Origin of the sequence: Citrobacter tructae, assembly GCF_004684345.1 — a bacterium.
GTDB lineage: Bacteria > Pseudomonadota > Gammaproteobacteria > Enterobacterales > Enterobacteriaceae > Citrobacter > Citrobacter tructae.
In genome coordinates this window covers 4373412-4392195 of the sequence record NZ_CP038469.1, presented here as the reverse complement: position 1 = coordinate 4392195, position 18784 = coordinate 4373412, and the positions used below count along the sequence as shown (strand labels likewise).

At 51.1% G+C, this 18784-nt stretch carries 17 protein-coding genes; 6 read left to right on the top strand and 11 right to left on the bottom strand.

Annotation, left to right across the window (positions count from 1 at the left end; all coding sequences use genetic code 11):
- The first annotated feature begins 75 nt into the window (after positions 1–75).
- From E4Z61_RS21665 to E4Z61_RS21655, 3 genes are read left to right on the top strand one after another with little or no spacing between them, the layout of a single operon-like run.
- On the top strand, positions 76–1347 hold the full coding sequence (locus E4Z61_RS21665; RefSeq protein ID WP_135324513.1) for an FAD-dependent oxidoreductase: 1272 nt from the start codon (positions 76–78) through the stop codon (positions 1345–1347).
- Positions 1338–1598 carry a ferredoxin family protein gene (locus E4Z61_RS21660; RefSeq protein ID WP_135324512.1) on the top strand — a complete coding sequence of 87 codons (261 nt, stop codon included), beginning with the start codon at positions 1338–1340 and terminating at the stop codon, positions 1596–1598. The genes E4Z61_RS21665 and E4Z61_RS21660 overlap by 10 nt, the downstream gene beginning before the upstream one ends.
- A gap of 16 nt (positions 1599–1614) precedes the next feature.
- Positions 1615–2190, top strand: coding sequence for a glycerol-3-phosphate responsive antiterminator (locus tag E4Z61_RS21655; protein ID WP_135324511.1), 576 nt, complete (start codon positions 1615–1617; stop codon positions 2188–2190).
- Here the strand turns inward: E4Z61_RS21655 and E4Z61_RS21650 are convergent.
- From E4Z61_RS21650 to E4Z61_RS21630, 5 genes are all read right to left on the bottom strand, one after another.
- Complete coding sequence (locus tag E4Z61_RS21650; protein ID WP_135324510.1) at positions 2187–3041, bottom strand: electron transfer flavoprotein subunit alpha/FixB family protein; 855 nt, start codon at positions 3039–3041, stop codon at positions 2187–2189. The genes E4Z61_RS21655 and E4Z61_RS21650 overlap by 4 nt on opposite strands.
- Positions 3038–3820, bottom strand: a complete 783-nt coding sequence (locus E4Z61_RS21645) for an adenine nucleotide alpha hydrolase family protein (RefSeq protein WP_135324509.1) — start codon at positions 3818–3820, stop codon at positions 3038–3040. Before E4Z61_RS21645 ends, E4Z61_RS21650 begins: the two co-directional genes overlap by 4 nt.
- Complete coding sequence (locus E4Z61_RS21640; RefSeq protein ID WP_135324508.1) at positions 3798–5204, bottom strand: MFS transporter; 1407 nt, start codon at positions 5202–5204, stop codon at positions 3798–3800. The genes E4Z61_RS21645 and E4Z61_RS21640 overlap by 23 nt, the downstream gene beginning before the upstream one ends.
- Positions 5205–5207: 3 nt before the next feature.
- Positions 5208–6662: an FAD-binding oxidoreductase gene (locus E4Z61_RS21635; RefSeq protein ID WP_135324507.1), complete on the bottom strand. Its 1455-nt coding sequence runs from the start codon at positions 6660–6662 to the stop codon at positions 5208–5210.
- Between the two features lie 62 nt (positions 6663–6724).
- The gene (locus tag E4Z61_RS21630) at positions 6725–7510 is read right to left on the bottom strand and encodes an SDR family oxidoreductase (RefSeq protein ID WP_135324506.1); all 786 of its coding nucleotides are present in this window, start codon (positions 7508–7510) and stop codon (positions 6725–6727) included.
- A 317-nt stretch (positions 7511–7827) separates the two neighbouring features.
- On the opposite strand from E4Z61_RS21630, the gene E4Z61_RS21625 reads away from it, so the two are divergent.
- Positions 7828–9126 (top strand): MFS transporter, encoded by a 1299-nt coding sequence (locus E4Z61_RS21625; RefSeq protein ID WP_135324505.1) that lies wholly within the window; start codon positions 7828–7830, stop codon positions 9124–9126.
- A gap of 26 nt (positions 9127–9152) precedes the next feature.
- Positions 9153–10631, top strand: coding sequence for an FGGY-family carbohydrate kinase (locus E4Z61_RS21620; protein WP_135324504.1), 1479 nt, complete (start codon positions 9153–9155; stop codon positions 10629–10631).
- A gap of 38 nt (positions 10632–10669) precedes the next feature.
- Here E4Z61_RS21620 and queE read toward each other — a convergent pair whose 3' ends face one another.
- The 3 genes from queE to E4Z61_RS21605 all read right to left on the bottom strand — a co-directional run bounded on the left by queE (position 10670) and on the right by E4Z61_RS21605 (position 13658).
- A complete protein-coding gene (queE, locus tag E4Z61_RS21615) occupies positions 10670–11341 on the bottom strand; it encodes a 7-carboxy-7-deazaguanine synthase QueE (RefSeq protein ID WP_135324503.1) in 672 nt (223 codons plus the stop codon).
- A 71-nt stretch (positions 11342–11412) separates the two neighbouring features.
- The gene (locus tag E4Z61_RS21610) at positions 11413–12102 is read right to left on the bottom strand and encodes an N-acetylmannosamine-6-phosphate 2-epimerase (RefSeq protein ID WP_135324502.1); all 690 of its coding nucleotides are present in this window, start codon (positions 12100–12102) and stop codon (positions 11413–11415) included.
- Positions 12102–13658 (bottom strand): PTS transporter subunit EIIC, encoded by a 1557-nt coding sequence (locus E4Z61_RS21605; protein WP_135324501.1) that lies wholly within the window; start codon positions 13656–13658, stop codon positions 12102–12104. Before E4Z61_RS21605 ends, E4Z61_RS21610 begins: the two co-directional genes overlap by 1 nt.
- 166 nt (positions 13659–13824) lie before the next feature.
- Between E4Z61_RS21605 and E4Z61_RS21600 the strand changes: the two genes are divergently transcribed.
- Positions 13825–14649 carry a MurR/RpiR family transcriptional regulator gene (locus tag E4Z61_RS21600; protein ID WP_135324500.1) on the top strand — a complete coding sequence of 275 codons (825 nt, stop codon included), beginning with the start codon at positions 13825–13827 and terminating at the stop codon, positions 14647–14649.
- A gap of 55 nt (positions 14650–14704) precedes the next feature.
- Here E4Z61_RS21600 and eno read toward each other — a convergent pair whose 3' ends face one another.
- The 3 genes from eno to mazG all read right to left on the bottom strand — a co-directional run bounded on the left by eno (position 14705) and on the right by mazG (position 18743).
- Positions 14705–16003, bottom strand: a complete 1299-nt coding sequence (gene eno / locus E4Z61_RS21595) for a phosphopyruvate hydratase (RefSeq protein WP_115257599.1) — start codon at positions 16001–16003, stop codon at positions 14705–14707.
- Between the two features lie 86 nt (positions 16004–16089).
- The gene (gene pyrG, locus E4Z61_RS21590) at positions 16090–17727 is read right to left on the bottom strand and encodes a glutamine hydrolyzing CTP synthase (protein WP_135324499.1); all 1638 of its coding nucleotides are present in this window, start codon (positions 17725–17727) and stop codon (positions 16090–16092) included.
- A gap of 224 nt (positions 17728–17951) precedes the next feature.
- On the bottom strand, positions 17952–18743 hold the full coding sequence (gene mazG, locus E4Z61_RS21585) for a nucleoside triphosphate pyrophosphohydrolase (protein ID WP_135324498.1): 792 nt from the start codon (positions 18741–18743) through the stop codon (positions 17952–17954).
- Positions 18744–18784 lie beyond the last annotated feature (41 nt).

The window sequence follows — 18784 nt, the reverse complement described above, 5'->3', positions numbered from 1 at the left end:
CGTCTGTGTCAGCGGTCAATATTCCTTAACTAACATTCTGTTAGGGTTATGTGCTCTAGATATCTGGAGCACAACATGGCTGACGATTTCGATATTATTATCATCGGTGCAGGGATAGCAGGCACAGCTTGTGCTTTACGTTGCGCACGTGCCGGGCTTTCGGTTCTGCTGCTTGAGCGCGGTGAACTTCCCGGCAGTAAAAATCTTTCCGGCGGGCGTCTGTACTGTCACGCACTCGGTGAACTCCTTCCCCACTTCCAACAAACTGCGCCACTTGAACGCCGCATTACCCAAGAAAATCTCACGCTATTAACCCATGATGGTGCCACCACATACTCCAGCCTGCGACCGGATGGAGACTCATGGAGCCTGCTGCGCGCCCGCTTCGATCCGTGGTTTGTCGCGCAGGCCGAAGCCGAAGGCGTACAGTTTATCTGCGGTGTTACGGTTGAAGCTCTCCATATTGAAGAGGGAAGAATATGCGGCGTCATTGCCGATAACGAGACGCTACGCGCCCGCTATGTGGTGCTGGCTGAGGGGGCGAACAGCGTGCTGGCGGAACGTTATGGTTTTCTGCCTCGCCCTTCAGCAAACGCCATGGCATTGGGAATTAAAGAAACACTGGCGCTGGATAAATCGCTGCTTGAAGAGCGTTTCCGCTTATCCAAAGACGAAGGTGCCGCAATACTGTTCAGCGGAGAGATTTGCGGCAAACTGCCCGGTGGAGCATTTCTTTATACTAACCAGGAAACGCTCTCTTTAGGTATCGTTTGCCCGCTCTCTTCTATTGCGCAAAGCGACCTTCCGGCAGGCATTTTACTGGAACGGCTCAAGGCGCACCCGGTGCTACACCCGCTGCTCAGAGGCAGCGAAACGCTGGAATATGGCGCACATCTGGTCCCCGAAGGCGGTTTGCACAGTCTGCCCGTGCAATACGCCGGAGAAGGTTGGCTACTGGTGGGCGATGCGTTACGTAGTTGTGTTAATACCGGTTTCTCCGTGCGCGGTATGGATATGGCACTTATTGGCGCTCAGGCGGCGGCCCAGACATTGATTAACGCCAGCCAGAAAAGCGAGCCGCAAAACCTGTTTCCGACTTACCATCATGACATTCAGCGCAGCCTGCTGTGGGAGGTTCTGCAACGCTACCAGCATGTTCCGGCATTGCTCCAGCGCCCTGGATGGTATCATCAGTGGCCCGCGCTGATGGATGATATTTCCCGCGAAATCTGGCATCAGGGTGGTCACCCGGTAGCTCCGTTGCGCCAGGTCGTCTGGCGTCAGTTTCGTCGTCACGGCCTGCGTCATCTGGCAGGCGATATTATCAGGAGCTTACGATGTCTGTAGCCCGCAATGTCTGGCGTCCCGACGACATTTCACATATTGTTCCTGCTGCCGTTGTCGACAGCAAAACGGAGGAACTGTTGATCAAAGCCTGTCCCGCAGGGCTGTTTTCCCGCACGCAGCAAGGCGAATTGCAGATCGACTTTCACGGCTGTCTGGAATGTGGTACCTGCCGACTGCTATGTGATGAAAAAACGCTGCAACAGTGGCGCTATCCAGCGTCAGGATTTGGCATCACCTATCGATTTGGCTAATTTATAAGGATAATTTATGCCCCTGTTACACCTGCTTCGCCAGAACCCGGTGATTGCTGCCGTGAAAGACAACGCTAGTCTGCAATTAGCCATCGATTCTGAATGCCAGTTCATCTCTGTTTTGTACGGTAATATCTGCACCATCAGCAACATCGTAAAAAAAATAAAGAACGCCGGGAAATACGCGTTTATCCACGTAGATCTGCTGGAAGGTGCGTCTAATAAAGAGGTGGTGATTCAGTTTCTGAAACTGGTCACCGAGGCAGATGGCATCATTAGTACCAAAGCGCCAATGCTGAAAGCTGCGCGGGCAGAAGGCTTTTTCTGCATCCATCGCTTGTTTATCGTCGACTCCATCTCTTTCCACAACATTGATAAACAGGTGGCCCAGTCAAACCCGGACTGCATTGAGATCCTGCCGGGTTGTATGCCGAAAGTGCTGGGATGGGTAACGGAAAAAATACGCCAGCCACTGATTGCTGGCGGTTTGGTGTGTGATGAAGAAGATGCCCGTAATGCGATGAAAGCGGGAGTGATTGCGCTTTCGACCACTAACACCGACGTCTGGACGTTAGCCAAAAAACTGAATTAAGTTTCTACGCTGGCTGCCAACACCTCAAGCACCGGCAGCCAGTCATCCACAATACCCACATCTGCCTGTGAGAAAACAGGCGCGCTGGCGTCACTGTTTATCGCCACGATAAACCGACTCTGGCGAACCCCAGCCATTAACGCCGCTGCACCAGAGGCCCCCGCAACAATGCAGAGATCTGGCGAAAGTAAATGACCGGAGATACCAATCACGCGTTCGGCGTCAAAACCACCATTCATCACCCGCGCACGACTGTATCCCACTTCGACGTCAAGCGCCTGACCAAGCGCGATAATTTTATCCGCATCAGCTTCACGCCCCCCCTGTCCGACAACCAGTACACGGTTAGCCTGCAACAGAGGATGTGTACTGATGCTGCTTACGCTTTCCACGCTATCCAGCCAGTCCGGGGAGAACGTTGGTACAATCAGGTGTTCCATCATCGTGGGCAGAATATGATCCACAGCGCTGATATCAGGTTGTCTCGCCAGCGACAAGCACAGCGGTCGTGCGGCGATTTGCAACGTTGCCGTCAACGCATTCCCCCAGTGAGATTTCGTCACCAGACCGTGTTGTGCATCCAGACCCTGTACCTGACATACACTGCCACCTTGCAGTCGCCATGCCAACCGTGTCGCAAGCTCATCGCCAAGTGGTCCGGCAGGAAAAATCAGTATATCGACTGGCATCAGCGACCACTGCACCGCCAACGCATCCAGTACCTGTTCCGCGACATCTGGGACGGGGTCGATAACCCAGCGCTCCAGCTCAGCCATATTCAGATCATTCTGTGCAAGCCAGCCTGCTATAGCATTACACTCGCGAGATTCTGTGATAATCGCTATCTTCATGGCTGCATCCTCTGGCATAAATAGTCTTGCCACAATATCCGGGCTTTTTCTTGCACCGTTTCCCCGTCGATAATTATGGCGCTGCGCCGCTGCTCTGGTCGTGTCAACTTCTGACATTGCCTGTCGGGCGGGTTCTCAAGGGAAACAGGTTGGCACACAATCTCAGCCTTTGCCGCCGCCAAACGCTGGCGCATTCCAGGAACCGAAAGCGCAACCTCCCCACACTGTCTGACGGCAATCACCGCCGGAAGCCTTACCCGGCTGCGGCGTAGCCCGGTTGTCATTTTCTGTTCAACTACGATAAAAGGCGGCTCAAGCGTAAAGCGCTCCACTTGGGTAAAACAGGGCCAGGCCAACATTTCTGCCAGCAGAAACGGCGTCTGCCCGTTCTGTCCTTCACTGCTCTGACAGCCAGTGACAATCAAATCAGCACCGTAATTGCGTTGCCAGTCAGCAATCTGCTGGGCGATGAAGTCCGAAGCAAAACGCAGATCAGCTGTCGTTTGTAGCAATACCGACTTATCAAAACCCAGCGCGACAAAATAGCGCAGCCAGTGAAGCGCTCGCTCGTCGCTAATGCTTAAAGCCGTCAATGTCATATCGCAGCCGCCACGGCGTTGGGCCAGTAGCAATGCGGCAGCCGCCTGCTCATCTGCTCCGGGAGAACAGCGCAGCAGCGCGGTATCTGGGCCACAGGTATCCTCTCTCGCAGCCTGCCAGTCTTTTTCGGCCAGCATGCCGGGATCCGGTTCCGCCTTAAACGCTAATAGAATGTTCATTTACACCTCCCTGTCTTTTGTCCACGCTCCCGGCTGCCACCAACGGCAATGCCTTCGTTTCCGGTGCCCATAGCCAGGTCACCACCAATCCAATCAGTAATACGCCCGTCAACAGTAGCAACGTGACCTGCATTCCCCATTGCGCCAGTGCCCAAGGCATCAAACCGGTGCTGATTGCTGCACCAAGTCGGCTCATCGCCGTCGCAAATCCAACGCCCAGCGAGCGAATATCCGTCGGGAAACTTTCGGCAGGCAAGATCCCAACCAGATTGCTGACGGCAGAAATCGTAGTGCTGAACAGGACAAAAAGTAGAAGCATCAGAGGATTGCCGGACGGTAAAAAAGCCATCACGAAAAGCGTTGCAGCAAGCAGCAGAAAACTTCCAAGCAAAAACTGGCGATGGGCCAGCAGATGCGTCAATACCAGCCCCAGCAGCGCGCCAACAATTAACAGCGCATTCAACAGCAGGCTGGCAGTGAGCGCGTCCTCCAGACCGATGGTCTGCGCAATTGTCGGCAGCCAGGTGTAGATCACAAACCATGGGATCACCAGGCAGACAAAGAAAACGCTGTTAAACACGGTTCTTCGCCAGTAGTGGGCTGAGAAAAGCATTCTTATATGTTTACGCGAGGCCACAGCCACCTCATCGCCAAGCAAAACTTGCGGGCCAAAACAACGATGCACAACGGCATGGGCTTCAGCAAAGCGTCCCTGGCGCATCAGCCAGCGCGGTGACTCCGGCGTCCCCCAGCGTAACAACGTAATCAGCAGTGCGGGAAGCGCTGCCGAGGCCAGCAGCCAGCGCCAGGCATCTGGGTTTTCCAGAATAAAATGATGCCCCATCAGGCTTGCCAGCACATAGCCGATGGTCCATACCACGCTAAATGCCCCCAGCAAAACGCCTCGATGGCGGCGCGGCGAGAACTCGGCCAGCAATGTATGTCCCACAGAATAATCGCCTCCCAGCCCGATACCTACCAGGATGCGTAAACCAATAAGTTGCTCTGGCGTTGTCACAAAAAACTGTAAAAAAGAGGCCACGGTGATCAGTAGAAAACTGAAAGTAAAAATCTTCTGCCGACCGATGTGATCGGACACCCATCCCAACACCAGGCTACCAAGAAAAAGCCCCAGCAGCGCTGAGCCACCAATCATCCCCGCCATAAAAGGCGTTAACTGCATTGCAGGCGTTAACTGGATAATGGCGTAGCCAATCACGCCAAGAACATAGCCATCGGTTAGGTGCGCACCAAATGTCAACGCAGCAATACGACAGTGGAAAGTATTTAGCGGTAAATCGTCCATTCGCACCGGTGAAGTGTTCATGTCTACCCCTTCATTGTCCGGTAAAGAAGCGACTTCCCGGCTGAGAAGCCGCTTGATTCTTTATTTCTCAATCGGGTAGATCGTCCCCGCGTTCATGATACCGTTTGGATCAAATTGGCGTTTGAGCCCCTCCAGCAGCGGCCATGCGCTACCGTGCTCCAGTTTGCTCCAGTGAACGCGGTGCTTACCGATGCCGTGGTGATGCACCATGGAGCCGCCAAGACGGATCGTCTCTTCGCAGATGATCTTGTTGAGCGGATTATGGTACTTATCAATCTCCTCTTCCGGCTTGCAGTCCACCACGTTGTAGTCATACACAAAGTACATGTTGGTACCGTTAATATAACTGTGGGAAGAGTGACCGCCCAGCATGGTGATGTCATCCGCATGTGGAAATTCGGTACGGATACGATTGATCACGTTTTCGTAGATTTGATGAATGCAACTCCAGCAACCGGAGACTTCCGTCGTAAAGCCCATATTGCCGGTTTTCAGGATCTGCACGCGTTCTGCAGCCACTTTTTCCGGGCCCCAGTTCAAATGGTTAAACCAGTTCTCGATAAGCTTGCTGTCCACACGCTGACATTGAGGATAACGCGCCACGATCTCCGCAATACCTTCGCCAGTCGCATGTGCCAGCCGTGGATTGCCTTCAGCCATAAAGATCAACACACATTTACCATCGGCAAAATGGGTGAAATGCTGGGTGCCATCCTCCGCGTCGTACAGACGCGCAATAGAGGGACGGTAGCCTTCCACCATCACTTCACGCAGGATGTCGAAACCGATTTTCATGTCATCCAGAATGTAGCCGTAAAAAAGGTTATTCTCCGGCGTGAATTTGAAGATTTTCACCGTGACTTCAGTGACATAGCACAGTGCGCCTTCGTTACCAATGATGATATGGCGAATATCTGGCCCGGCAGCTCGACGTGGCACGTTCTTAATACGAGTCACCGTACCATCTGCCAGCACCGCCTCCAGGCCAACAACCATATCTTCGATTGCACCATACAGCGTGGAGAACTGCCCAATACTACGAGTCGCAACCAAACCGCCCATTTGCGCCAACGGCTTAGACTGAGGAGAATGCCCGGTGGTATAGCCCTTTTCACGCAACGCATTTTCCAGAAGTTCAAGCGGAACTCCGCACTGTGCCGTCGCCTGCATATTCTCAATATCAATACTCAAGATCTGGTTCATCCCGGCACCATCCAGCACCACGGAATCTTTGACGACGGTTTCCAGGCCGCCCTCCGTCGCGGATGCGCCGGTACGCGGTACTCCATTGATTTTATGCTGATTCATGAATGTCAGAACGCGGGAAACTTGTTCTGTCGATCCGAGTTTAACCACCGCCGCCGGGATGGGCAGCGTGTAAACGCCGTGAATATCAGCATATTTACGAAAACGGTCAATACTGTTTTTCTTTAATACGGTTTCATCGGTAATTACGCGCTCGGACCCAACAATTTCTTTTAACTGGTCAACAATTTCTTCACGAGATAAAGACATAGTTATTCCTTTCTGATAATTAATACAGAATAATTAATAAAAACAGAAACCACCGCCAAGTGTTAGCGAACTAAATAACCACCATCGACGACCAGTAAATGACCATTGACATAATTAGATGCCTGGCTGGCAAGGAATATCACTGCCCCCATTAAGTCCTGGGTATCCCCCCAACGATTGGCAGGAATATGATCCAGTACCCGCTGGTTTGTTTCTGGATTGCTGCGCGTGGCCAGCGTAATATCTGTTGCATAATACCCCGGTGCAATACCGTTAACCTGAATATTATATTGCCCAAGTTCATCGCAATATGCTTTAGTAAAACCAGCCAGCGCATGTTTGGTTGCTGAGTAGGCAGGAGACCACTGTCCACCAAGATAAGAAAACAAGGAACAGATATTAATAATTTTACCGCTATTCTGCGGAATCATAATTTTTGCAGTTTCGTAACTCAGTTCAAACGCCGCCGTTAGATTGACATCAATCATCGGATCCCAGTCCGCGCGACCAAAGTCCAGAACCTTATTCAGCTTACAAATTCCGGCATTGTTCACCAGAATATCCACCGTGCCAAAGCGCTCACAGCATGCGGCGATAATTTTCTGCGGCGCGCCTTTCTCTGTTATATCCACCTGCATAAATTCAACTTCAACACCTTGTTTTTCAATAATTTCCCTTGTTTCACCATTATCTTTTACAAAGCTAGGTATGAACAGATTGGCACCGGCTTTTGCCAACGCCATAGCGAAAGCCTGCCCCAGACCACTGTTGCCACCCGTCACAATTGCCGTTTTCCCTTTCAGGGAGAAAAAGTTCATTGAGAATGCGTTGAGAGATTCGATCGACATAGTTAACTCCAAATTCCTTTAGGCAAAAAAAAAGAAAGGCAACTTCCCCCGCAAGAGGGAAGTCACCTTTCTCATTATCTCTGGTAACTGGAGTAAATTTTTAGCACAGCGGTAGATTATCTTACGTGATCAATATCACAGATATCTTGTTCATTTATTAATTATAGGGAAAAACAAAAATCGTGATTATTCTCACACTCTAAACACCTCTTCCATGATATTCCTAACTGTAATTACTAGAGACCAGAGAAAAGTAATCCTCCTGAAAAGGCGGGTTACTTTTCTCTTTTTTTCGTCTATATAAATGGAAATTAGATATGCAAAACCAATCATATCGCCGTTGGATAACCCTCGCTATTATTAGTTTTAGCGGTGGCGTTAGTTTTGATCTCGCCTATTTGCGCTATATCTATCAAATCCCCATGGCAAAATTCATGGGATTTAGCAATACCGAAATAGGACTAATAATGAGTACGTTCGGTATTGCCGCTATTGTTCTTTATGCTCCCAGCGGAGTTATTGCCGATAAATTTTCCCATCGAATAATGATTACATCAGCAATGGTTATTACCGGACTGCTTGGTCTACTGATGATGACCTATCCCCCATTATGGGTCATGCTTTGTATTCAGGTCGCGTTCGCTATTACCACGATCCTGATGCTGTGGTCGGTATCAATTAAAGCCGCATCGCTACTTGGCGACCACAGCGAACAAGGGAAAATCATGGGCTGGATGGAAGGACTGCGCGGTGTCGGCGTTATGTCGTTGGCTGTATTTACCATGTGGGTATTTTCTCGCTTCACACCGGACGACAGCAACAGCCTGAAAGCCGTGATCCTGATTTACAGCGTAGTTTATATCCTGCTGGGAATTTTATGCTGGTTTTTTGTTAGCGACAGTAATCGCTCCAGCACTGCAACAAAAGAAGAAAAGCAGACATTCCAGTTTAGCGATATCCTGGCCGTTTTACGCATCAGTACCACTTGGTATTGCAGCATGGTTATTTTTGGCGTCTTTACGATTTACGCCATCTTGAGCTACTCCACTAACTATCTGACCGAAATGTACGGTATGTCTCTGGTAGCCGCGAGCTATATGGGCATTGTGATTAACAAGATTTTCCGCGCCATCTGCGGCCCTTTGGGCGGCATCATCACGACCTATAGCAAAATAAAATCGCCAACTCGCGTGGTTCAGTTGCTCTCAATTGTTGGAGCCATAACGCTGGTAGCGTTGCTGATAACCAACTCAAATCCGCAATCTGTCGTTATGGGTATTGGCTTGATTCTGCTACTAGGGTTCACCTGCTATGCCTCACGCGGGTTGTATTGGGCATGCCCAGGCGAAGCCAGAACGCCGTCTTACATCATGGGAACCACCGTGGGTATCTGCTCGGTTATTGGTTTTTTGCCCGATGTTTTTGTCTACCCAATCGTCGGTCACTGGCAGGACACACTTCCGCCTGCGGAAGCTTACCGCAACATGTGGCTGATGGGACTGGCGGCACTATGCATGGTTGTTTTGTTTACCTTTTTGCTGTCTCGCAAAATTCGTACCGCCAACGTTACACCGGAAAAGATGACATCACAGGCCGCAGAAACCTCCGGCGAGTGAAGATAGATAATTAAAGGAGAATCACAATGTCGAAGAAATACATCATTGGAATTGATGGTGGAAGCCAGAGTACAAAAGTCGTGATGTACGATCTGGAAGGTAATGTGGTGTGTGAAGGCAAAGGACTTCTGCGACCAATGCGAACTCCCGATGCCGATACGGCAGAGCATCCTGATGATGATTTGTGGACCTCATTATGCTTTGCAGGAAAAGACCTAATGAGCCAGTTCGCCGGCGACAAAAAAGATATTGTCGGCATTGGGCTAGGTTCTATTCGCTGTTGTCGCGCATTGCTCAAAGCTGACGGTACACCCGCCGCCCCGCTGATTAGCTGGCAGGATGCACGCGTTACCCGTCCCTACGAACACACCAACGCTGACGTAGCTTACGTCACCTCATTTTCGGGTTATCTGTCACATCGCTTAACCGGTGAATTTAAAGACAATATTGCTAACTACTTTGGTCAGTGGCCGGTGGATTACAAAACTTGGGCGTGGAGCGATGATGCCGAGGTGATGAAGAAATTCAATATCCCACGCAAGATGCTGTTTGATATCCAGATGCCAGGAACAGTTCTCGGACACCTCACCCAAGAAGCCGCACAGGCAACAAACTTCCCAGCCGGATTGCCAGTGGTTTGTACCACCAGCGATAAACCGGTAGAAGCCCTGGGCGCAGGATTACTGGATGACGAAACTGCGGTGATCTCATTGGGGACCTATATCGCCCTGATGATGAATGGTAAAGCGTTGCCAAACGATCCACTCGCTTACTGGCCGATTATGTCCTCTATCCCTGAAACCCTGCTTTATGAAGGCTACGGCATTCGCAAAGGCATGTGGACGGTCAGTTGGCTGCGGGATATGTTGGGGGAGTCGCTTATCCAGGATGCGAAAGCGCAGGATCTGTCGCCGGAGGATTTGCTGAACAAGAAAGCGGCCAACGTCCCCCCAGGTTGTAATGGCCTGATGACCGTACTCGACTGGCTGACAAATCCCTGGGAACCGTTTAAACGAGGGATCATGATAGGCTTTGATTCCAGCATGGACTACGCCTGGATTTACCGTTCTATTCTGGAGAGCGTTGCGCTGACGTTGAAAAACAACTACGACAATATGTGCAATGAAATGAACCACTTTGCTAAACAGGTGATCATCACCGGCGGTGGTTCAAACAGCGATCTGTTTATGCAAATCTTCGCTGACGTATTCAACCTTCCAGCAAAACGTAATGCCATTAACGGTTGCGCAAGCCTGGGCGCGGCAATCAACACGGCAGTAGGGCTTGGCCTGTATCCGAACTATGAGACCGCAATTGAAAAAATGGTGCGGGTGAAAGATGTGTTTATGCCGATTGAGAGTAATGCCAGACGCTATGAAGCATTGAATAGAGGGATTTTCCGGGATTTAACTCAACATACCGATGTAATTTTGAAAAAATCGTATGAAGTGCTGCATGGGAATCTGGATAGCGTCGAATCCATTCAAAGCTGGTCAAACGCATAACATGCATGCCGGGAGGAGAATGTCCACCCGGCAAAATATCAGGCAATATTCAGATATTTATGCGTTTGCATCGACAGACGCCAGTTGCGTGCAATACAGGTATCAATACACAGACGCGTAGCATCTTCTTTCTGGCTGATTGGCTGTAAAGCGATGATACGCGGTTTATCATCGGTCAACGTCGCCAGCAGTTCATCCAGCGCTTCGATGTCGCGAACACGCCCCACCGGGTGCTTGATTTCATTGGCGCGCTCCAGCGCCTGTGACAACACGTCATAGCCACCGCGCATATTTACCTTCGGTGATACGGTCACCCAGGTATTCGGCGTACAGCGAACTTCGTGCGTGCCGCTGGTTTCAATCTGGCAGCTAAAGCCGTTTTTTTCCAGCAGTTCAGTCAGTGGCATCAGGTCATGAATGCAGGGTTCACCACCGGTGATCACCACATGACGGGCGGTATAGCCCTGACGCTGAATAACGGCCAGCAGATCTTCGCTGCTCGCCGCCCCCCATTTATCACTCTCTTTGGTCTTAGCCAGGATGCTGTACAGGGAGACTTCCCGATCCTCAAGCTTATCCCAGGTGTGTTTGGTATCGCACCAGGCACAGCCAACCGGGCATCCCTGTAAACGAATAAAAATGGCGGGGACACCGGTAAAGTAACCCTCACCTTGCAGGGTCTGGAACATCTCGTTAATCGGGTACTGCATAGTCTTCTCAATGTGGGGATAAACGATAATTATCGCAGATCCCCGCCAAAGTATCATGCCCCATCGTTGCTTTACGATGCGATAGCCGTGACAAAGCGTGCCGTTATTTGTTGTGGACGGGTGATAGCGCCTCCCACCACCACGGTGTATGCGCCCAATGCCAGGCAGTGGGCGGCCCGTTCAGGGGTGTCGACGTTCCCCTCCGCCACCACCGGTACGCTGACCGCAGCTAACACCTCACGTAAAAAACCACAGTCGTTATCCGCAAGCACATGCCCGGCTGTCTCTGACGTGTAACCATAAAGCGTCGTTCCCACGCAGTCAAAGCCTAGTCGTTCGGCGGTAACGGCTTCGTCTACGCTGGAGATATCCGCCATCAACAGCACGGATGGGTAGCGAGCGCGGATTTGCGTGACCAGTCCTTCCAGCGTTTGCCCGCCGGGACGCGGGCGCGAAGTGGCATCAAGAGCAATAATCTCCGGCTCAACGGCCATCAACTCATCTACTTCCTGCATGGTGGCGGTGATAAACACTTCGCTACCCGGGTAATCACGTTTGATGATCCCAATGATCGGCAGAGCCACGCTCTCTTTAATGGCGCGTATGTCCGCTACACTGTTCGCACGGATACCTGCAGCACCGCCCTGCGCTGCCGCCAGCGCCATACGTGACATAATAAACGGGCTGTGTAGAGGCTCATTTTCCAGCGCCTGGCAGGAGACAATTAACTTACCTTTCAGCGAATTCAGTACAGTTTTCATTACGATAAGATCTCTTCAACTTCATTTTTGATAATGGTGACGTGCGGGCCATAGATCACCTGAACACCATTGCCACGAATAATCACGCCACGCGCTCCGGTTGCTTTCAGCGCCGATTCATTAACTTTGCTGCCATCCTTCACCGTCACGCGTAAACGCGTGGCACAGCAATCCACCTCTTCCAGATTCTCTTTGCCACCAAGTCCAGAGACCACAGCCGCGGCTCGTTCGCTTTGAGGCATCGCGGTCTCTACCGATGTTACGTTCTCACGGCCCGGCGTCAGCCAGCCAAAGCGATTTATCAAATAGCGGAAGGTGAAGTAGTACAGGAAGAACCATGGCACGCCCACCATAGGCACGTACATCCAGTTGGTTTTCGCTTCGCCTTGCAACACACCAAAGAGAATGAAATCGATGAGTCCACCCGAGAAGGTTTGCCCAATAGTGATATGTAAAATATGGGCAATCATAAACGCCAGACCATCGAAGAAGGCGTGAATGACATACAAGACGGGTGCCACAAACAGGAAGGAGAACTCAATCGGCTCAGTGATGCCGGTCAGGAAAGAGGTCAAGGCAGCTGACAGCAGCAGACCGGCAAACGCCTTTTTGTTCTCTGACTTAGCCGTGTGGTACATCGCCAGACATGCCCCGAGCAGGCCGAACATCATGGTAATGAAGCGCCCGGACATAAAGCGTGAAGTACCGACATAGAACTGCTGGGTGTTCGGATCGGCAAGCTGAGCAAAGAAAATACGCTGCGTGCCTTCAACCAGTTGGCCGTTAACGATTTCACTGCCGCCGAGCGCCGTCGTCCAGAACGGCAGATAAAAGATATGGTGTAAGCCCAGTGGGCCAAGCATGCGCAGGATAAAACCGTACAGTAGCGTCCCCAGGTAACCCGTTGCATCAACAAGGCCACCCAGTCCAAAAATGAGTTTCTGGAAATGGGGCCAGACCACCGTCATAGCGGCGCCTACTGCAATCGCCGCAAGCGAGCTAATAATCGGTACAAAGCGCGAGCCGCTAAAGAAGCCAAGAAACTGCGGCAGCGAGACTTTATTAAAGCGACTGTGCAGCGCGCAGGTGACAAGACCAATCACCACCCCACCAAATACCCCCGTTTCCAGCGTCTGGATACCAAGCGTCATCCCCTGCCCAACAGCACCCGGGTTTTCATGCGCCAGCGTCCCATTCAGGATCAGCAAGGCGTTGATAGTGGCATTCATCACCAAAAACGCCAGCAACGCGGCAAGACCTGCCGTGCCTTTATCTGTTTTCGCCAGGCCCACCGCCACTCCAACAGCAAAGAGCACCGACAGGTTGGCAAACACAATGGAGCCCGCGCTGGTCATGATAGTGAAGATAGCCTGCAACCAGCCGACATCTAAAAACGGATAGGCCGTCAGTGTGTTGGGGTTCGATAGTGCACCACCAATGCCCAACAGCAGCCCAGCAGCGGGTAATACCGCAATCGGCAGCATGAACGATTTACCGAACCGCTGCGCCTTTTCAAACCATGCACCTGACGAGGCACCGCTAAACATTTGCATCATTTTTTCATTTCCCCTGAGTAATGATGAAAATTTTTACCACAATTAATTATAAAAGTGAAAATTACCATCAAAACTCTGGAAGCCGATCATACTTTTTTAAAATGACTGGCATCTCTCCCCAGCTTTCCGCCACACTATCGACAGAGAAACGTATTAAGGATTTTGCATGTCAGAAAATGAAAACCTGCTGCTGAGATTGCGCCAGGGTTTAGACGGATATAGCCGAACACAACAGAAGCTAGGTGAATACGTGCTGAGCGATCCGGCGAGAGTTGTCTACCTGACGATTACCGAACTGGCTCGTGAAAGCGACACCAGCGAGGCTAGCGTCACACGTCTGTGCCGCACGCTGGGGTGTAAGGGTTATAACGAATTTAAGATGGCGCTGGCACTTGATCTCCAGCACGGACAGCCGGTGGAACACAGCGGTGATGAGATTGACAATGTAGTCAATGAATCCATTCAGGCGTTACAAGACACAGCAAAATTACTCGACAGGACATTACTGGAAGCGGCAACCCTCGCGTTGCACCAGGCGCAATCGGTACAAATTTATGGCGTGGCGGCCAGTGCGATTCTGGGGGAATATCTACATTACAAACTTTTGCGCCTTGGCAAACCTGTACAACTGTTCAGCGACATGCACCGTGCCGCCATGAATGCCACAACGCTTTCCAAAGACTCACTGGTGGTAGCGATTTCCAGTTCAGGCTCTACTCGCGACCTGCTACATGTGGTTAAACTTGCGCGTAAGCAAGGCGTACGCGTACTGGCGCTGAGTAATACGCCACGCAGCCCGCTGGCTTCGTTGAGTGATATCCAACTGGTTGCAGCCAAACCCGAAGGCCCGCTGAGCGCTGGAGCGCTAAATGCAAAGGTGGGTGTGATGCTGTTGGTAGAACTGCTCACCACGTCGCTGATTACGCTGGATGAAAAGTACAGCGATGTAAGTCAGCAAACCGCCAGCGCGACCTTACCGCTACTGCTTTAAAGGCATAAAAAAACCCGCCGAGGCGGGTTTTTACGTTAAGAACTAAAGAACAGGATTATGCCTGGCCTTTGATCTCTTTACGACCGTTGTACGGCGCTTGTTCACCCAGAGCTTCTTCGATACGAATCAGCTGGTTGTATTTAGCAACGCGGTCAGAACGGCTCATAGAACCGGTTTTGATCTGGCCTGCAGCGGTACCAACAGCCAGGTCAGCGATGGTAGCGTCTTCAGTTTCGCCTGAACGGTGAGAGATGACAGCGGTGTAGCCAGCGTCTTTCGCCATTTTGATCGCAGCCAGAGTTTCGGTCAGAGAACCGATCTGGTTGAATTTGATCAGGATGGAGTTAACGATGCCTTTGTCGATACCTTCTTTCAGGATCTTGGTGTTGGTTACAAACAGATCGTCACCAACCAGCTGGATTTTGTCGCCCAGTACTTTAGTCTGGTATGCGAAACCGTCCCAGTCAGATTCGTCCAGACCGTCTTCGATAGACACGATCGGATACTGTTTGGTCAGTTCTTCCAGGAAGTGAGTGAATTCTTCGGAGGTGAATGCTTTGTTGCCTTCGCCAGCCAGAACGTATTTACCGTCTTTGTAGAATTCAGATGCTGCACAGTCCATCGCCAGGGTGATGTCTTTGCCCAGCTCGTAGCCTGCTGCTTTAACCGCTTCAGCAATAACAGCCAGTGCTTCTGCGTTGGAACCCAGGTTCGGCGCGTAGCCACCTTCGTCACCTACTGCAGTGTTCATACCTTTAGCTTTCAGAACTTTAGCCAGGTTATGGAACACTTCAGAACCCATACGTACGGCTTCTTTCAGGGATTTAGCGCCAACTGGCTGAATCATAAATTCCTGGATGTCGACGTTGTTGTCAGCGTGCTCACCACCGTTGATGATGTTCATCATCGGAACCGGCATAGAGAATTTGCCCGGAGTACCGTTCAGCTCAGCGATGTGCGCATACAGCGGCAGGCCTTTAGCAGCAGCTGCTGCTTTGGCATTCGCCAGGGACACAGCCAGGATGGCGTTTGCACCGAAGTTGGATTTGTTTTCAGTACCGTCCAGATCGATCATGATCTTGTCGATGCCAGCCTGATCTTTAGCATCTTTACCCAGCAGAGCCTGAGCAATTGGGCCGTTTACCGCGCCAACCGCTTTCAGTACGCCTTTACCCATGAAACGGGATTTGTCGCCATCGCGCAGTTCCAGTGCTTCGCGGGAACCAGTAGAAGCACCTGACGGAGCTGCTGCCATACCAACGAAACCACCTTCCAGGTGTACTTCGGCTTCAACAGTCGGGTTACCACGGGAGTCGATGATTTCACGACCGATGATTTTAACGATTTTGGACATTAGATTTTCCTCAGTACAAGTTAAACTAAAACTCCAGACAAACAATGCACCCGGATGGGTGCATTGCCGTTCTAACTTTTTACTTCTTACTTCGCCTGACGCTTCTGATGTTCACTGGCGGCTTTCACGAAGCCGGCAAACAGCGGGTGCCCATCACGTGGCGTGGAAGTAAATTCCGGGTGGAACTGACAGGCCACGAACCACGGATGATTCGGTACCTCAATGATCTCGACCAACTGATCATCACCGGAGCGGCCTGCAACACGCAGACCCGCAGCTTCAATTTGTTTCAACAGCATATTGTTGACTTCGTAGCGATGGCGATGGCGTTCAACAATTGTCGGCGTGCCGTACAGCTTACGCACCAGACTCTCATCGTCCAACTGACACTGCTGCGCGCCAAGGCGCATTGTGCCGCCCAGATCGCTCTTCTCGGTACGGACTTCAACGTTGCCGTCTTCATCACGCCATTCGGTAATCAGGGCCACCACCGGGTACTTACAGTCTGGCACAAATTCCGTGGAGTTGGCGTTGTCCATACCCACGACGTTACGAGCAAACTCAATCAACGCAACCTGCATACCCAGGCAAATGCCCAGATAAGGAATATTGTTCTCACGCGCAAAGCGTGCTGTCGCGATTTTACCTTCAACACCACGGTAACCGAAGCCACCAGGAATCAGGATAGCATCCAAATCTTTCAGAATTTCGACGCCACGTGTTTCAACATCTTGCGAATCGATCAGCTTGATGTTGACGGTAACACGATTTTTCAGACCACCGTGCTTCAGCGCTTCGATAACTGACTTATAGGCATCCGGCAGTTCAATATACTTGCCGACCATACCGATAGTCACTTCGCCTGCCGGATTGGCTTCTTCGTAGATAACCTGTTCCCATTCTGACAGATTTGCTTCCGGACAGTTCAAGCTGAATCGTTTACAAATATAATCGTCCAACCCCTGAGATTTCAACAGGCCTGGAATTTTATAAATGGAATCGACATCTTTCATTGAAATAACGGCTTTTTCTGGCACGTTACAGAACAATGCAATTTTTGCACGTTCATTGGCCGGAATCGCACGATCGGAACGGCAAACCAAGATATCAGGCTGAATACCGATGGACAGCAACTCTTTTACAGAATGCTGAGTCGGTTTGGTTTTGACTTCACCGGCAGCCGCCAGGTAAGGCACCAGCGTCAGATGCATGAACAGCGCGTGTTCACGGCCAATATCCACCGCCAGTTGGCGAATCGCTTCAAGGAACGGCAGGGATTCGATATCACCAACCGTACCGCCGATTTCAACCAGAACCACATCGTGGCCTTCACCGCCTGCAAGAACACGCTCTTTGATGGCGTTAGTGATGTGCGGGATAACCTGAACAGTCGCGCCCAGATAGTCGCCACGGCGCTCTTTGCGCAGGACGTCTGAGTAGATGCGGCCAGTCGTGAAGTTGTTACGACGACTCATTTTGGTGCGGATGAAACGCTCATAGTGACCCAGGTCCAGATCGGTTTCAGCGCCGTCTTCGGTAACGAACACTTCCCCGTGTTGGATTGGGCTCATAGTACCTGGATCGACGTTGATGTACGGATCCAGTTTCATCATGGTTACGTTGAGGCCACGGGCTTCAAGAATGGCTGCCAGGGAGGCTGCGGCAATGCCTTTTCCCAGAGAGGATACGACCCCGCCGGTCACAAAAATATAGTTCGTTGTCATGCTGGACCTGAGAAGTTAGGGTGAAACGATGGAATTACCAAGACGGGAAAGTAGTATACCCGAACATGACGAGCGCCACAAACTTTCATTATTCCTCCTCTTCACCAGGCTCACATTAACATCGGGAGTGAGAAAATAGTCCCTTTGGGGTAAATGTTTTTGACGTAAATCAAGCGCTTGTTATTTAAAAAATCACACAAATCGCCCTTGACCGACGAAATCCCTTAGAGATCAATTTCCTGGCGTTTTACCTGTTGCCAGACTTCTTCCATGGTTTCCAGATCAACACCAGTCATTTCCAGACTGCGTGCAGCCACAATTCGTTCAACTTCACGAAAACGTCGCTCAAATTTCTCGTTCGCTTTTTGTAATGCGGTCTCTGCTTTTGTGCCTAAATGACGGGCCATATTGACCGTGGCAAACAGCAGATCGCCCATTTCCTCCTCCAGTTTAGCCTGATCGACAACGGCCTGCTTCGCTTCGAACATCACTTCGTCGATCTCTTCGTAAACCTTATCGACCACCGGTCCTAGCGTCTTCCAGTCAAATCCGACATTTGAGCAGCGTTTCTGGATTTTTTGGGCGCGCATGAGTGCCGGTAAACTGCGAGGAATATCGTCCAGTGCTGAATGCTGTGCTTTCTGCGCACGTTCTTCGATTTTAATTTGCTCCCAGCGGGTTAACACCTCGGTGCTGTTGCTGGCGGAAGCATCGGCAAAAACATGCGGATGACGGCGCTCGAGTTTATCGCTGATAGCAGCGCAGATATCATTAAAATTAAAGCGCCCCTCTTCCTGCGCCATCTGCGCGTAAAACACCACCTGAAACAGTAGATCACCCAACTCTCCGCGCAGGTCGTCGAAGTCTTCACGTGCAATCGCGTCCAGCACTTCATAGGTTTCTTCGAGGGTGTGGGGGGCAATAGTGGCGAATGTCTGCTCTTTGTCCCACGGACAACCGTTTTCCGGGTCGCGCAGGCGCTGCATAATACCGAGCAGTCGGTCGATTTGATTCATTGAATTGTCCTGAAAAAACAGGCCCGATGAGCGGGATGCCA

Excerpts from the sequence above, each read along its gene's own strand:
- mazG (WP_135324498.1), bottom strand. The coding sequence starts at position 18,743 with ATGAATCAAATCGACCGACTGCTCGGTATTATGCAGCGCCTGCGCGAC.
- E4Z61_RS21665 (WP_135324513.1), top strand. The coding sequence starts at position 76 with ATGGCTGACGATTTCGATATTATTATCATCGGTGCAGGGATAGCAGGC.
- E4Z61_RS21600 (WP_135324500.1), top strand. The coding sequence starts at position 13,825 with ATGTCAGAAAATGAAAACCTGCTGCTGAGATTGCGCCAGGGTTTAGAC.
- E4Z61_RS21645 (WP_135324509.1), bottom strand. The coding sequence starts at position 3,820 with ATGAACATTCTATTAGCGTTTAAGGCGGAACCGGATCCCGGCATGCTG.
- pyrG (WP_135324499.1), bottom strand. The coding sequence starts at position 17,727 with ATGACAACGAACTATATTTTTGTGACCGGCGGGGTCGTATCCTCTCTG.
- E4Z61_RS21635 (WP_135324507.1), bottom strand. The coding sequence starts at position 6,662 with ATGTCTTTATCTCGTGAAGAAATTGTTGACCAGTTAAAAGAAATTGTT.
- eno (WP_115257599.1), bottom strand. The coding sequence starts at position 16,003 with ATGTCCAAAATCGTTAAAATCATCGGTCGTGAAATCATCGACTCCCGT.
- E4Z61_RS21625 (WP_135324505.1), top strand. The coding sequence starts at position 7,828 with ATGCAAAACCAATCATATCGCCGTTGGATAACCCTCGCTATTATTAGT.
- E4Z61_RS21620 (WP_135324504.1), top strand. The coding sequence starts at position 9,153 with ATGTCGAAGAAATACATCATTGGAATTGATGGTGGAAGCCAGAGTACA.
- E4Z61_RS21650 (WP_135324510.1), bottom strand. The coding sequence starts at position 3,041 with ATGAAGATAGCGATTATCACAGAATCTCGCGAGTGTAATGCTATAGCA.
- E4Z61_RS21605 (WP_135324501.1), bottom strand. The coding sequence starts at position 13,658 with ATGATGCAAATGTTTAGCGGTGCCTCGTCAGGTGCATGGTTTGAAAAG.
- E4Z61_RS21610 (WP_135324502.1), bottom strand. The coding sequence starts at position 12,102 with ATGAAAACTGTACTGAATTCGCTGAAAGGTAAGTTAATTGTCTCCTGC.
- E4Z61_RS21660 (WP_135324512.1), top strand. The coding sequence starts at position 1,338 with ATGTCTGTAGCCCGCAATGTCTGGCGTCCCGACGACATTTCACATATT.
- queE (WP_135324503.1), bottom strand. The coding sequence starts at position 11,341 with ATGCAGTACCCGATTAACGAGATGTTCCAGACCCTGCAAGGTGAGGGT.
- E4Z61_RS21630 (WP_135324506.1), bottom strand. The coding sequence starts at position 7,510 with ATGTCGATCGAATCTCTCAACGCATTCTCAATGAACTTTTTCTCCCTG.
- E4Z61_RS21655 (WP_135324511.1), top strand. The coding sequence starts at position 1,615 with ATGCCCCTGTTACACCTGCTTCGCCAGAACCCGGTGATTGCTGCCGTG.